The 13,438-nt window shown below is 72.3% G+C and carries 10 protein-coding genes and 1 pseudogene; 8 read left to right on the plus strand and 3 right to left on the minus strand.

The window, feature by feature from the left end; all coding sequences use genetic code 11:
- The first annotated feature begins 49 nt into the window (after positions 1 to 49).
- Both I8D64_RS15595 and I8D64_RS15600 read left to right on the plus strand, forming a co-directional pair.
- The gene (locus tag I8D64_RS15595) at positions 50 to 1,408 is read left to right on the plus strand and encodes an NtaA/DmoA family FMN-dependent monooxygenase (RefSeq protein ID WP_200503721.1); all 1,359 of its coding nucleotides are present in this window, start codon (positions 50 to 52) and stop codon (positions 1,406 to 1,408) included.
- A gap of 164 nt (positions 1,409 to 1,572) precedes the next feature.
- Positions 1,573 to 2,187: a TetR/AcrR family transcriptional regulator gene (locus I8D64_RS15600; RefSeq protein WP_200503722.1), complete on the plus strand. Its 615-nt coding sequence runs from the start codon at positions 1,573 to 1,575 to the stop codon at positions 2,185 to 2,187.
- Between the two features lie 20 nt (positions 2,188 to 2,207).
- Here I8D64_RS15600 and I8D64_RS15605 read toward each other — a convergent pair.
- Positions 2,208 to 3,530, minus strand: a pseudogene (locus tag I8D64_RS15605) (MFS transporter); the annotation flags it as partial.
- Between the two features lie 316 nt (positions 3,531 to 3,846).
- Between I8D64_RS15605 and gdhA the strand changes: the two are divergent.
- Positions 3,847 to 5,190 (plus strand): NADP-specific glutamate dehydrogenase, encoded by a 1,344-nt coding sequence (gdhA, locus tag I8D64_RS15610; protein ID WP_152353880.1) that lies wholly within the window; start codon positions 3,847 to 3,849, stop codon positions 5,188 to 5,190.
- Between the two features lie 147 nt (positions 5,191 to 5,337).
- Here gdhA and I8D64_RS15615 read toward each other — a convergent pair whose 3' ends face one another.
- Together I8D64_RS15615 and I8D64_RS15620 are read right to left on the minus strand one after the other, a co-directional pair.
- Positions 5,338 to 6,504, minus strand: coding sequence for a phosphotransferase family protein (locus I8D64_RS15615; RefSeq protein WP_200503724.1), 1,167 nt, complete (start codon positions 6,502 to 6,504; stop codon positions 5,338 to 5,340).
- A gap of 12 nt (positions 6,505 to 6,516) precedes the next feature.
- The gene (locus I8D64_RS15620; protein ID WP_200503725.1) at positions 6,517 to 7,224 is read right to left on the minus strand and encodes an NADPH-dependent F420 reductase; all 708 of its coding nucleotides are present in this window, start codon (positions 7,222 to 7,224) and stop codon (positions 6,517 to 6,519) included.
- A 113-nt stretch (positions 7,225 to 7,337) separates the two neighbouring features.
- On the opposite strand from I8D64_RS15620, the gene I8D64_RS15625 reads away from it, so the two are divergent.
- From I8D64_RS15625 to I8D64_RS15645, 5 genes are all read left to right on the plus strand, one after another.
- The gene (locus I8D64_RS15625) at positions 7,338 to 8,771 is read left to right on the plus strand and encodes a PQQ-binding-like beta-propeller repeat protein (RefSeq protein ID WP_200503726.1); all 1,434 of its coding nucleotides are present in this window, start codon (positions 7,338 to 7,340) and stop codon (positions 8,769 to 8,771) included.
- Between the two features lie 267 nt (positions 8,772 to 9,038).
- Positions 9,039 to 9,641, plus strand: a complete 603-nt coding sequence (locus tag I8D64_RS15630) for a pyridoxine/pyridoxamine 5'-phosphate oxidase (RefSeq protein ID WP_200503727.1) — start codon at positions 9,039 to 9,041, stop codon at positions 9,639 to 9,641.
- A 147-nt stretch (positions 9,642 to 9,788) separates the two neighbouring features.
- Positions 9,789 to 10,616, plus strand: a complete 828-nt coding sequence (locus tag I8D64_RS15635) for an SDR family oxidoreductase (RefSeq protein WP_200503728.1) — start codon at positions 9,789 to 9,791, stop codon at positions 10,614 to 10,616.
- Positions 10,617 to 10,694: 78 nt separating this feature from the next.
- Positions 10,695 to 11,558 carry a formate/nitrite transporter family protein gene (locus I8D64_RS15640; protein WP_343068611.1) on the plus strand — a complete coding sequence of 288 codons (864 nt, stop codon included), beginning with the start codon at positions 10,695 to 10,697 and terminating at the stop codon, positions 11,556 to 11,558.
- Between the two features lie 121 nt (positions 11,559 to 11,679).
- The gene (locus tag I8D64_RS15645; protein ID WP_200503729.1) at positions 11,680 to 13,434 is read left to right on the plus strand and encodes a urocanate hydratase; all 1,755 of its coding nucleotides are present in this window, start codon (positions 11,680 to 11,682) and stop codon (positions 13,432 to 13,434) included.
- The last annotated feature ends 4 nt before the right edge of the window (positions 13,435 to 13,438 follow it).

A 13,438-nucleotide genomic window follows, 5' to 3' on the forward strand; every position in this document is an offset into this window, starting at 1 on the left:
TGCAGGGCGTCGAGCCCCACCCGCACCCGCTGATCACCCAGGACGGTCCATGTCGCCCAAACCGCTCATCCTCAACCTGTTCGAGATGAACTGCGTCGGCCACATCACGCACGGGCTGTGGCGCCTGCCCGGGAACAACCGCCACCGGTACACCGACCTGGACTACTGGACGGAGCTCGCGCGGATCGCCGAGGACGGCGGGTTCACCGCGATCTTCCTGGCCGACGTCCAGGGCGCCTACGACGTCTACGGCGGCTCGGCCGAGACCGCGCTGCGCGAGGGGCTGCAGATCCCCAGCAACGATCCGATGCTCGTGGTCCCGGCGATGGCCGCGGTCACCGAGCGCCTGGGCTTCGGCATCACGTTCTCCACGAGCTACGAGCCGCCCTTCGCCTTCGCGCGCCGCATGTCGACGCTCGACCACCTCACCGGCGGCCGCGTGGGCTGGAACATCGTCACCTCCTACCTGCCCAACGCGGCCCGCAACTTCGGCCTCTCCGAGGAGATCGAGCACGATCACCGCTACGAGATCGCCGACGAGTACCTCGAGGTGCTCTACAAGCTGTGGGAGGGCTCCTGGGACGACGGGGCCGTGGTGCGCGACGCTGAGGGCGCGGTGTACACCGACCCCGCGAAGGTGCACCGGATCGACCACGAGGGCGCGAACTTCCGCGTCGCCGGCCCGCACCTGGCCGAGCCGTCCCCGCAGCGCACGCCCACACTGATCCTCGCGACGGCGTCCCCTGCGGGCGCGAAGCGCGCGGGCGAGTACGCCGAGATCGTCTTCACCCACGGCCCGCTTCTCGAGCGCACCGTCCCCGCCGTGCGCGAGGCCGCCGTGGCCGCCGGGCGCGACGCCTCCGACCCGAAGTTCGTGGTCCAGGCGGCCGTGATCACCGCGCCCACGCAGGAGGAGGTCGACGAGAAGCTCGCCCGCTACAAGGCGCACCGCTCGACCGAGGGCATGCTCGTCCACCAGTCCGTGCCGATCCGTGCGCTCGGCCACCCGCGCGAGCGCACCATCGCCGAGGCCCTCGAGATCGAGGGCCTCCCCGCCGACACCCCCGTCGGCCGCAAGGGGGCGCACGAGACCGTCGGCGACCTGCTCGACGCGGTCGACGAGGCCTGGCAGGACCGCTTCTTCGTGGCCGGGACGCCCGAGGTCGTGGCCGACGCGATCGAGCACTGGCTCGATGTCGAGGGCATCGACGGCATCAACCTGCGCCAGTACCACTCCTTCGACACGGTGCGGGACTTCGCCGAGCTGGTCTCCCCGATCCTGCGCGAGCGCGGACGGCTGCCGCAGCGGGAGGGCACCCTGCGCGGGCGGCTCTCGGGCGCGGACCGGCTGCCGGACTCGCATCCCGCGGCCAGGTTCCGCGGGGCCTTCGAGGGCGTCGGGGTCTGAGGTCCGGTACGACGGGCCCGGGCACCGCAGGGCGGGGCGGTCGACGAACGGCGGCGCGGTCGGCGGGCCTAGACTCGACCGGGTGACGCAGACCTCGGCCCCGCTCACCCAGGACCCTCTCGCCTCCCTCGTCGCCGCGCTCGGCGGGCGGGGCTGAGAGCGCGATGAGTCTGTCCTCGGTCGAGCAGGGCGACCCCGCATCCGATCGGTCCGGGGCTCGTGGCCCCCGTGCACGCCGATACGACCCGGACCGCCGCGACCGCATCATCGACGCGTGCCTGGACGTGATCGCCGAGCACGGGCTGGCGGGCACCTCGCACCGTCGCGTCGCCGCTGCGGCCGATGTCCCCCTCGGCTCGATGACCTACCACTTCAGCGGCATGGACGAACTGCTCCGCGAGGCCTTCACGCGCTTCGCCGACTCCGTCGCCCGGAAGGCCGAGCGGCGCATGGCCGCGGCCGAGGACCTCGACGGCGCGCTCGCCGAGTTCAGCCGGAACATCGACGAGGACGTCCTGGCCACGCAGCGCGACCTGATCCTCACCCTCGAGCTCTACACGCTCGCCGCGCGCAGGCCCGAGTTCCGCGACATCACCACCACCTGGATGACGCGCACCCGCGCGACCCTCGAGCCCTTCGTCGACCCGCGCACCGGGCAGATCCTCGACGCCATGAACGAGGGGCTCACGATCCACCGCGCCCTGCACGCGGACCCCGCGAGCGAAGGCCTCGCGGCCGACGCCCTCGCCCGGATCGCGCGCGGGACCGACCAGCACTGAGACCGGCTCGGGTTCCTCGATCAGACTCGTCGGCCGCGCAGCGCCCCCGCCGCGACGATGACGGCGAGCCCCGCGACCGGCACCACCAGCAGGCCGACCCGCAGTGATGCGGCGTCGGCGATCAGCCCCACCACCGGCGGCGAGGCGAGGAAGCCGAGGCGCATCAGCCAGGAGACCACGGTCAGCCCGGTGCCGTGGCGCAGTCCGGGCAGCTCGTCGGCGTGCCCCATGGCGGCCGGGACCAGCGTCGCGCAGCCCAGGCCCGCCGCGGCGAAGCCGAGGATGACGGCGGGGACCGTGGCGACCGCGAGGGCGGCGCCCATGCCGATGGCGATGAGGAGCCCACCCGCGCGGGCGACGGTCCGCTGGCCGAAGCGGTCGACCAGGCGGTCGCCGACGAGGCGGCCGACGAACTGCGCCCCGACCAGCGCGATGTACCCGTAGGCGGCGACCGCCGCGCTCGCGCCCAGGTCCCGGCCCAGGAACAGTGCGGCCCACGAGTTGCCCGAGTCCTCGACGACGGTGCCGCCGATCGCGAGCACGACCAGCGCCGCGAGCAGCAGGAGGGTGCGGGTGGAGATGCGGGCGGCGGCCGACGGGCCCGCGCCGGACGGGGCCGTGTCGGGCGCCGCGTGCTCGGGCTCCGCGTGCTCCGTCTCCATGCGCTCGGGCTCAGGCTCCGGGACGGAGACCGGCGCGGAGTCCGGCGCCTGCGCGTCCTGCGCGCCCTCGTCCTTCCCTGGCAGGCAGAAGCGGAGTGCGACCAGCGAGATGACGGCGAAGAGCACCGCCGAGACCGTCAGGTGGATCCCGAGCGGCACGCGGAGGGCGATCGCGGCGGCAGCCATCGAGCCGCCCAGCACCGCTCCGATCGACCACACCGCATGGAACGAGTTGAGGATCGAGCGGCGGTAGGCGCGCTGCACGCGCAGCCCGTGAGCGTTCTGGGCGACGTCGGTGATCGCGTCGCACGCGCCCGCGAGACCCAGCGCGAGCGCGAACATCGCGGCGGAGGGCGCGGCGGAGACCATCAGCAGCGCGAGCGCCGTCAGCACCGTGCCGATGGTCGCCGCGCGGGCGGATCCCAGGCGCCTGATCGCGGGCGCCGCCGCGAGCCCGGCGAGGATCGCGCCCGTGGGGAAGGCGGCGATGGCCAGGCCGTACGTGGAGTTCGCGAGCCCCAGGGACTGCTTGATCTCGGGGTAGCGGGGGAGCACGTTGGCGAGCAGGGCGCCGTTGGTGAGGAACAGCGCCGCCACCGCCCAGCGGGCGCGGCGGAGTCGGGCCAGGGGCGCCGCGGCCCGGGCCGGTCGAAGAGCGGTCATGTGTACGACTGTACGCTCCGCGGGAACGCGCGCGCGAGCGTCCCGCGAGGGGTCGCGAGAACGCGCGCGAGGAGAAGGCGTGGAGAGGGCGACGCCGCGACCGTCGGCCGGCGCCGTCGGGCCCGTCGGCCCCTCGTCCCGTCCCGCAGGACGATCGTCCCGTGACGTGAGACGTCATGGCTCGTAGTGTGTCCCCAGCGCCCCACCTGTTGAAGGCCCGGGCACCCCTGTGTGCCCAGACCTGTTGAAGGCCCGGGCACCCCTGTGTGCCCAGACCTGTTGAAGGCCCGGGCGCACCTGTGTGCCCTCACCTGCCCCGAGCGAAAGGACCGCGATGCTCGATTCGACCCTGCAGGAGACCTACGACGCCGTGCTGCGTCGCAACCCGGGAGAGCCGGAGTTCCACCAGGCCGTGCGCGAGGTGTTCTCGTCGCTGGAGGTCATCCAGGACCGCCACCCCGAGTACACGGACCAGGGCATCATCACCCGCCTGTGCGAGCCGGAGCGCCAGATCATCTTCCGTGTCCCGTGGGTCGATGACCAGGGCACCGTCCAGGTCAACCGTGGTTTCCGCGTCGAGTACAACTCGGCGCTGGGCCCGTACAAGGGCGGACTGCGCTTCCACCCCTCGGTCAACGTGGGCATCGTGAAGTTCCTCGGTTTCGAGCAGATCTTCAAGAATTCCCTGACCGGCCTGCCCATCGGCGGCGGCAAGGGCGGCTCCGACTTCGACCCGCACGGCCGCTCCGACGGCGAGGTCATGCGCTTCTGCCAGTCCTTCATGACCGAGCTGCACCGCCACATCGGCGAGTACACCGACGTCCCCGCCGGTGACATCGGCGTGGGCGCCCGCGAGATCGGCTACCTGTTCGGCCAGTACAAGCGCCTGACCAACAAGTACGAGGCCGGCACCCTGACCGGCAAGGGCCTGGACTGGGGCGGATCGCTCGTGCGCAAGGAGGCCACCGGCTACGGCGCGGCCATCTTCGCCGACGAGATGCTCAAGGCCCGCGGCGAGTCCTTCGACGGCCGCAAGGTCGCGATCTCCGGATCCGGCAACGTCGCGATCTACGCGGCGGAGAAGACCGCCCAGTTGGGCGGCATCGCCGTGACCGCCTCGGACTCCTCCGGCTACGTCGTGGACGAGGACGGCCTGGACCTCGAGCTGCTCAAGCAGATCAAGGAGGTCGAGCGCGGCCGCATCGCCGAGTACGCCGATCGCCGCGGCGGCCGCTCCCGCTTCGTCGAGGGCGGCAGCGTGTGGGACGTCCCCGTGGACATCGCCCTGCCGAGCGCGACCCAGAACGAGCTCGACGCAGACGCCGCCCGCACCCTCGTCAAGAACGGGGTCAAGGCGGTCTCCGAGGGCGCGAACATGCCCTGCACCCCCGATGCCGTCGAGGTGTTCCGCGAGGCGGGCATCGCCTACGGCCCGGGCAAGGCCGCGAACGCCGGCGGCGTCGCGACCAGCGCCCTGGAGATGCAGCAGAACGCCTCGCGCGACGCCTGGTCCTTCGACTACACCGAGGGCCGTCTCACCGACATCATGGTCGGCATCCACCGCACCTGCCTCGAGACGGCCGAGGAGTACGGCCGCCCCGGCGACTACGTGGTGGGCGCGAACGTCGCCGGCTTCCGCAAGGTCGCCGACGCGATGATCGCCTTCGGCGTCATCTGATCCGCAGCGCGGCCGTCCCCGCGTGGCCGGCCGGCGAGAAGTACGAAACGGTTGCCAAGATCGATCTTGGCAACCGTTTCGTACTTCTCGCGCTGTCGCGGCGTGGATGGGGCCGCATCGCGCCGGCTCGGGCCGCCTCGAGCGGGGTCAGTCGGCGCCGAGGCGCGCGCGGAGGGTGTCACGCAGGATGGGAAGCGCCGTGGAGTAGTGGTCGTCGGCCGCGCGGCGCTCGGCCACCCGGCCTGCGACGTGAAGCAGCATCGCGGTCTTCTCAAAGATCTCCCACGCGTCGCGCCGAGCGTGCAGACCAGCAGGGTCGAGCGTCCGGGCGGGCAGGAGCGGCGTCTGGCCCTCGAGGCGCGGCAGCTCGGACGCATCGTCGAGCCGTGCGCGCGCGTGCAGGTAGCTGCCCATGAAGTCCTCGATCTCCTCCTCGGTGAGCGGCACGTACCAGGGGCCGCCGTGCACCGGGCCTCCGATGATCGCGAGGTCCCGCGCCGGATCGTCACCCATCGACCACTCGAAGTCGATGAAGCGGGGGACCTGCGCGTCCCACACGATGTTCGTCGCGCACAGGTCGCCGTGGCTGAGCACGAATCCCTCGAGATCCGCGAAGGCGGAGTCGGCCGCCCGCAGCCGTTGTGCGGCGGACCGAAGGATGCCCGGGCCTCCGACCCCTGCGAGCACCTCCGCGTCCACCGACTCCGTGTCGGCCTCGAAGAGCTCGAGGAGCGAGAGGCGACCGGACTCCATGCGCTCCCATGGATCCGCCCCGAGCGTCACCGGACCGCGCCCCGGCGTCGCCACTCGATGCAGGTGGGCGAGACGTTCCGCGTGAGCAGCCAGGTGGTCCCGGGTCCATTGTGCGGGCGCCAGGATGCGACCGGGCACGGGAGTCGTCACCAGGTACGGTGCCCCGAGGGGGCTCGACTCCGCATCGTCGTGCAGGGCGAGGGGCTCGGGGCCGACGTCGGGCGGCAGCTGGGTGAGGGCGGCGAGCTCGTCGGCGAGAGGGTGGGCGGGAGCGTGCCAGGGGATCCGCACCAGCAGTGCGGTGCCGTCCTCCGCGCGCAGACGCCATGCGGCGAAGGTCTCGCCGGTGCCGAGCAGCTCGACGTGCGCAGGGCCGCCCAGGCCGGCGAGCCGGGAATGCTTGGATTGGCCCGGAAGGCGCCGTGCATGACCTGCGTCCCGCAGGGGGAGCAGCAGAGTCTCCTCTTGCCAGGCGCGCTGGATCCGCTTCCCCATCTGGGGTGAGGCGGCCGCTGGGGGAGTGGGCACCGGGGCGGTCGCGGGGGAGGGCGTGCCGGTCATCGTGGTCTCTTCTCACGCCTCTGCGAGCGCCCGACGCAGGTCTTCGGTGCTCGCGGGGCGCGCGCCCTCGGGGCGCGCCCCGGGCGTGCTCGCGCGCAGAGCCTCGGGATCGGCGGCGTAGGGGAGCGTGTAGGCCTCGCGTCCGCGCTCGAAGCGCCATCCCTCGCTCAGGGGCCCGGCATCGAGGGCGTCGTAGCCGAGTGCGTCGAGAAGGTGGGTGACCTCGGCCTTGGCGGCGGCGTCATCGCCCGCGATCGGCAGGGCGGATCGGTCCGAGGCGCCGCTCGGACGTGCGAGGGCGAGCAGGTGCGAGTGCACGATGTTGTTCAGGCCCTTGACGACGCGCGCGTCAGGGAAGTGCGCCGCGGTGAGGCCAGAGGTGGTCGCGCCGGAATCGAGTGCGGGAATCGTCCCGTCGCGTTCGGGGTAGTGGTTCATGGTGTCCACGACGATGCGACCCGCGAGCAGCTCGGGATCGAGCGAGGTCAGTGTCAGCAGAGGGACGGTGAGCACCACGATGTCGCTCGCTGCGGCCTCGGCCGTGGTGCCGGCCCGCACGTGCGAGCCGATGTCCTGGGCCAGGTCCTCGAGCGACGAAGGCCCTCGGCTGTTGCTGAGCACCACGTCGATCCCTGCGGCCTGCGCCAGGCGGGCGACCGTCGATCCGATGTGCCCGGCCCCGATGGTGCCGATGGTGGGGAGGTGCTGCGGGTCTGCCATGTTCCGACCCTAGCCCGCGGGCTCGCGCATCGGACGGCCTCCCCGACCTTGTCGGCAGTCCGCCCTCGATACTCAGATGCGAATCGTTCTCAGAACATGCTACGGTCCTGCGCATGACTCACTCAGGAACCATTCTCACCAAGCGGCGACGATGGGGGCTTCTCGTCGCCTCCGTCTCGGCCTCGATGCTCGCGCTCTCCGGCTGCGGGGCCGGTGGTGGGGAATCCGCCGCCTCCGACGGCGAGGACTCGAAGAAGTCCGCGGCCCAGGCCGCCTCCGACCGCACCGAGGTCGGCGCGCTCACCCCGCGCATCGTCCTCGCCCACGAGGGCGGCATGACCACGCTCGACTCCTCGGACGGCTCGGTCATCGACGAGACTCCCGTCGAGGGCTACGTGCGGCTGAACCCCTCGGGCGACGGCCGCAGCGTCATGGTCAGCGCCGGATCCTCGATCACCGCGTACGACACCGGCCTCATCGCCCAGGCGCACGGCGACCACTTCCACTACTACACGCAGGACCCGGCCCTGCTCTCCGACGTCACGATCCCCGCCGAGGAGCCCGGGCACGTCGTCCCCCACGGCGAGAAGACCGCGACCTTCGCCGACGGCACCGGCGCGATCACCGTCTTCGACTCCACGGCCCTCGCGGACGGGCAGCTGAAGACCGTCGCCGAGACCCGGACCGACGCCCCGCACCACGGCGTCGCCGTCCCGCTGTCCGACGGCTCTCTGCTGCACACCGTCGGCACCGAGGACGAGCGCCACACCGTCGTCGTCGAGGATGCGGACGGCAAGGTCACGGCGAAGACCGAGGACTGCCCGGGCGTCCACGGCGAGGCCGCCGCGAAGCCCGACGAGCACGGGGACATCGTCACCCTGGGCTGCGAGAACGGGCCCGTCATGTACAAGGACGGGGAGTTCCACAAGATCCACGTCGACGAGGACTTCCAGCGCTCGGGCAACCAGCAGGGCCATGAGGACTCGCCGATCGTCCTCACCGACTACAAGGTCGAGGAGGACCCCGAGGGCGGCATCGAGCGCCCCACGAAGGTGGGTCTTCTGGACACCCGCGACGGCTCCTTCGACACCGTCGACCTGGGCTCGGAGTACTGGTTCCGCTCCCTGGACCGCGGGCCCGACGGCGAGGCGCTCGTCCTCACGGCCGACGGAGAGCTGAACATCCTCGACCCCGAGAGCGGCAAGGTCCTGCACGAGACGAAGGTCGCCGAGGAGTGGACCGAGCCGGACCAGTGGCAGGAGGCCGGGCCGATGCTCTCGGTCGCCGACGGCACTGCCTTCGTCGCCGACTCGAAGAACAAGAAGCTGACGCTCGTCGACATCGACACCGGCAAGGCCTACCAGGAGATCGACCTGCCGGAGGTCCCGCACGAGATGCAGGTGACCACGGGCACCGCCTCGGGCGAGTACGAGGTCTCCCCGGGCGCCGACGAGGGCGGCGAGCACTCCGAGGAGGGCCACGACCACGAGGGCGAGGACCACGAGGGCCACGACCACGAGGACCACGCCGAGGACGAGGCCGCCTGAGCCCACCGGATCCCCCGCTTCGATGTCTCTGGGTGAGACCTCACGCCCCTCTGCGCGTGGAGACCTCACCCAGAGACATCGAAGCCGTTCCGCCTCCCCGACCCACCTCCCTGGACTGCTTCCCGATCGACGTCCCTGGCCACCCCGTCGACCGATCCCGCCACCGCCATCCCACCCGCCTACCGGCCGCCCGCCTCCCGGTCACCCGCCGCCGTACAGTGGACCGCGCCTGATCCGGCACCGTCCAGCAGAGAGGCGACCTCCCCGATGACTGAGCTGCGTGACCGTCTGCGGAAGCTCCCCGCATTCCCGTCCGACCTGCCCGTCCTCGACCCGGACTCCGTGCCCGAGGACCCCGAGGCGCTCTTCCGCGACTGGCTCGAGGAGGCGATCGCGAGCGGGGCGCGCCAGCCCCACGCGATGACGTTCACGACCGTGGACGAGGCCGGGTTCCCCGTCGGCCGCACCCTGATCCTCAAGGACATCGAGGACGGCGCCTACCAGGTCTCGACCCACCGCACGTCCCGCAAGGGAGCGCAGCTCGAGCAGGACGCGAAGGCGTCGATGATCTTCTTCTGGCGCGAGTCCGGGCGGCAGGTGCGCATCACCGGCACGGTCATCGCGCTCGACGACGAGGCCTCCCAGGCCGACTGGGCCTCGCGTCCCAGCTTCACCGGTGAGCCCAACCCCGACTGGCAGGTGTACGCGCTGGTTCCGAGCGCCTTCGAGTTCATGCAGGCGCGGGAGGACCGCCAGCACACGCGGATCGAGTACACGGTCCAGGCCCAGGCCGATCCCGACGCGGCCGCCCCGTCGAGCGCCGCAGCGCGCACCTGGACCCACGGCCCCGTCCCGACGCCCGCCGGCTGATCGCGCCCTCGGCCCGCCCCTCCGCCATCGCCCCTCGGCCCCTCCCGCGGCCCGCTCCGCCGCGCGCTCGCGAACCCCGCCCGAGCCGAACATGAACGAACGCGAAGCCTGAGTCCGCGATCGGGCGGTCGGCCCTACAGTGGCCCCATGGACATCGCTGTTCTCGGGGCCACTGGAACCATCGGATCTCTCGTCGCCGACCGCCTGGAGGCGGCCGGGAACGACGTGAGACGACTCAGCCGCGCGAGCGGCGTGAACACGGAGACCGGGGAGGGCCTGGAGGCCGCTCTCGACGGTGCGGACGTGGTCGTCGACGCGACGAACATCGCCACGATCCGCGCGACGCCGGCCGTGCGCTTCTTCGCCCGCAGCGCGAACAACATCGCCGCGGCGGCGAAGAAGGGCGGCGCGGGACGCGTCGTCTGCATCTCGATCGCCGGGGTCACCAAACCGGGCGCCGCCCTCGGCTTCGGCTACTACCGGGGCAAGTGCGCGCAGGAGCGCGCCTACCGGGCGGCGCCGATCCCCACCACGATCATCCGCTCCGCGCAGTGGTTCGAGCTCGGCGAGCAGATGGTCGCCCAGGCGAGCCTCGGCCCCGTCGCCGTGCTGCCGCAGATGCGCATGGCGCCGCTCGCGACCGAGCGCGCCGCCGACCACATCGTCGGGGAGATCATCGCGACCGGTCGCGGCGTCGTCCCGGAGATCGTCCCCGGCCAGAACGCGCGCCTCGCGCCCGAGGACGGCGAGGACCCGCGCAACCGGATCGTCCGCCTGCGCGGACCGGAGGAGATGACGTCCGCGCAGCTCGTGCGCAGGATCCTGGGCGCCCGCGGCAGCGTCGCCGGCCGCTCGCCGAGCCTGGTCACGGAGTACCCGTACCTGGGCAGGCGGCTCGCCGGCGGGGTGCTCGTCCCCTCCTCCGAGGGCACCATCGTCGACGACCTCACGCTCGACCAGTGGCTCGCGGCATGAACGGGGCGCCCCGGACCGTCTGAGCCGCCGTCGCCGCTGGTAGCGTGCGCCGCCGAGGATCGCTCCCGAGGATCGGAGATGCAGATGGCCGGACACGACCGCGGTCAGGCGCAGGAGAGGCGGAGTCTGGGCGCGAGCGACGAGCCGCTCGAGGACGCGCTGGTCGAGGGCTTCGTGAACTCGGTCCGGGAGGGCGCCAACCGACTGAACCGCACCTGGCGCGCGCTGATCATCACCGGCCTGTTCGGCGGCATCGACGTCGGCATCGGGCTGCTGGCGATGCTCGCGGTGCTCGACGCGACGGGCTCGAAGCTCCTGGGAGGCTTCGCGTTCGGCGTCGGCCTGTACGCGCTGCGCCTGGCCCATTCCGAGCTGTTCACCGAGGATTTCCTGCTGCCCATCCATGCGGTCGTCGCCCGGCACGGCACCTGGTGGCAGCTGCTGCGCCTGTGGGCGACCACCCTGGCGACGAACCTCATCGGCGGCTGGGCCTTCTCGTGGCTCGTCGTCGCGGCGTTCCCGCGCTTCGACGATCTCCTCGTGACGAGCGCGACCGAGTACATGTCCAGCGGCCCCACCCGCGAGACCGTGGCGCTCGCCCTGCTCGCGGGGTTCACGATCACGCTGGTGACCCGGATGAGCCAGGGCTCCAACGAGGGCATCGCCACCCTCGCCAACTCGCTGATCTCGGGGCTGCTCGTGGTGGGGCTCGGCATGCTGCACGGCGCGCTGAGCTCGGCGGTGATCTTCGGTGCGATGCATGCGGGGGCCGACATCCCCTACACCGACTGGCTGGTGTGGTGCGCCTGGGTGGTCCCGCTGAACATGGCGGGCGGGCTGGTGATCCTCGCCCTGCCCCGGATGGTGCGCACCTGGGAGCTCGTCCGGCGCGAGCGCGCGGCGCAGGACCCCGACGATGACACCCCCTCGATGGTCCTATGACCCCTGGTGAACCGACCTCCGTCGCGTATACCGGACGTTAGGAGGGGTCTGGGGTCGACCCGGACCGCGCGCGGTGGTGTGCTGTCACGCAGCTTCCGCCCCCGATGCACTGGAGTCGATGATGACCCTCCCCGGATCCCGCCCCGTCCGCGCCCCCCGCGGCACCGAGATCACCGCGAAGAGCTGGCAGACCGAGGCGCCCCTGCGCATGCTGCAGAACAACCTCGACCCCGAGGTCGCCGAGCGGCCCGACGACCTCGTCGTCTACGGCGGAACCGGCCGGGCCGCCCGCTCCTGGGAGGCGTTCGACGCGATCCTGGCCTCCCTCGCCGACCTCGAGGACGACGAGACGCTGCTGGTCCAGTCCGGCAAGCCCGTCGGCATCCTGCGCACCCACGAATGGGCGCCGCGCGTGCTCATCGCGAACTCGAACCTCGTGGGGGACTGGGCGACCTGGCCCGAGTTCCGCCGCCTCGAGGCCGAGGGTCTGATGATGTACGGCCAGATGACCGCGGGCTCCTGGATCTACATCGCCACCCAGGGCATCCTCCAAGGCACCTTCGAGACCTTCGCGGCGGTCGCCGCCAAGCGCTTCGGCGGATCCCTCGCCGGGACCATCACGCTGACCGGCGGCTGCGGCGGCATGGGCGGCGCCCAGCCGCTCGCCGTGACGCTGAACGGCGGCGTCTGCCTCATCGCCGACGTCGACCGGACCCGCCTCGAGCGCCGCGTCGCCAAGCGCTACCTCACCGAGATCGCCGACGACCTCGAGGACGCCATCGCCCGCGCGAACGCCGCCCGCGAGGAGCGGCGCGCCGTCTCCATCGGCATCGTCGGCAATGCGGCCGACGTCTTCCCCGCGCTGCTCGCGCGCCACCGCGCCGGCGACATCGCGATCGACGTCGTCACCGACCAGACCAGCGCCCACGACCCGCTGTCCTACCTGCCGATCGAGCACGACATGGACACCTGGCACGCCGAGGCCGAGGCCGATCCGGAGGGCTTCACCAAGAAGTCCCGCGAGTCGATGGGCCGCCAGGTGCAGGCCATGGTCGAGTTCGCCGACGAGGGCGCCGAGGTCTTCGACTACGGCAACTCGATCCGCGACGAGGCCCGCCGCGCCGGCTGCGAGCGCGCCTTCGCCTTCCCCGGCTTCGTCCCCGCGTACATCCGTCCCCTGTTCTGCGAGGGCCTCGGCCCGTTCCGCTGGGTCGCGCTCTCCGGCGACCCCGAGGACATCGCCGTGACCGACGCGGCGCTCAAGGAGCTGTTCCCCGAGAACGAGCACCTGCACCGCTGGCTCGACGCCGCGGGCGAGTTCGTCGAGTTCGAGGGCCTGCCCGCCCGCATCTGCTGGCTCGGCTACGGCGACCGCGCGAAGGCGGGGAAGCTCTTCAACGACCTCGTGCGCGACGGGAAGGTGAAGGCCCCGATCGTCATCGGCCGCGACCACCTGGACTCGGGTTCCGTCGCCTCGCCCTACCGGGAGACCGAGGGCATGCTCGACGGCTCCGACGCGATCGCCGACTGGCCGCTGCTGAACGCGCTCACCTCCACCTCCTCGGGCGCGACCTGGGTGTCGATCCACCACGGCGGCGGCGTCGGCATCGGCCGCTCGATCCACGCCGGGCAGGTCGGGGTGGCCGACGGCACCGAGCTCGCCGCGCGCAAGCTCGATCGCCTGCTCACCAACGACCCGGCCATGGGCGTGCTCCGGCACGTGGACGCGGGCTACTCGCGGGCCGCCGAGGTCGCCGAGGAGCGCGGCGTGCGGGTGCCGATGTCCCCGCAGGTGCGCGACGCCGAGGACCCCGACGCCGCCCAGAGCGCGGCCTCGGCGAAGGCCGGCGCCACCGCGGCGCCGGCGAAGATCTGAGGAG

Source organism: Brachybacterium halotolerans, assembly GCF_016623465.1.
Taxonomy (GTDB): Bacteria; Actinomycetota; Actinomycetes; order Actinomycetales; family Dermabacteraceae; genus Brachybacterium; species Brachybacterium halotolerans.

What these genes read in the sequence shown, in the direction of transcription:
- I8D64_RS15595 (WP_200503721.1), top strand. Translation starts at nt 50, where the DNA reads ATGTCGCCCAAACCGCTCATCCTCAACCTGTTCGAGATGAACTGCGTC.
- I8D64_RS15600 (WP_200503722.1), top strand. Translation starts at nt 1,573, where the DNA reads ATGAGTCTGTCCTCGGTCGAGCAGGGCGACCCCGCATCCGATCGGTCC.
- gdhA (WP_152353880.1), top strand. Translation starts at nt 3,847, where the DNA reads ATGCTCGATTCGACCCTGCAGGAGACCTACGACGCCGTGCTGCGTCGC.
- I8D64_RS15615 (WP_200503724.1), bottom strand. Translation starts at nt 6,504, where the DNA reads ATGACCGGCACGCCCTCCCCCGCGACCGCCCCGGTGCCCACTCCCCCA.
- I8D64_RS15620 (WP_200503725.1), bottom strand. Translation starts at nt 7,224, where the DNA reads ATGGCAGACCCGCAGCACCTCCCCACCATCGGCACCATCGGGGCCGGG.
- I8D64_RS15625 (WP_200503726.1), top strand. Translation starts at nt 7,338, where the DNA reads ATGACTCACTCAGGAACCATTCTCACCAAGCGGCGACGATGGGGGCTT.
- I8D64_RS15630 (WP_200503727.1), top strand. Translation starts at nt 9,039, where the DNA reads ATGACTGAGCTGCGTGACCGTCTGCGGAAGCTCCCCGCATTCCCGTCC.
- I8D64_RS15635 (WP_200503728.1), top strand. Translation starts at nt 9,789, where the DNA reads ATGGACATCGCTGTTCTCGGGGCCACTGGAACCATCGGATCTCTCGTC.
- I8D64_RS15640 (WP_343068611.1), top strand. Translation starts at nt 10,695, where the DNA reads ATGCAGATGGCCGGACACGACCGCGGTCAGGCGCAGGAGAGGCGGAGT.
- I8D64_RS15645 (WP_200503729.1), top strand. Translation starts at nt 11,680, where the DNA reads ATGACCCTCCCCGGATCCCGCCCCGTCCGCGCCCCCCGCGGCACCGAG.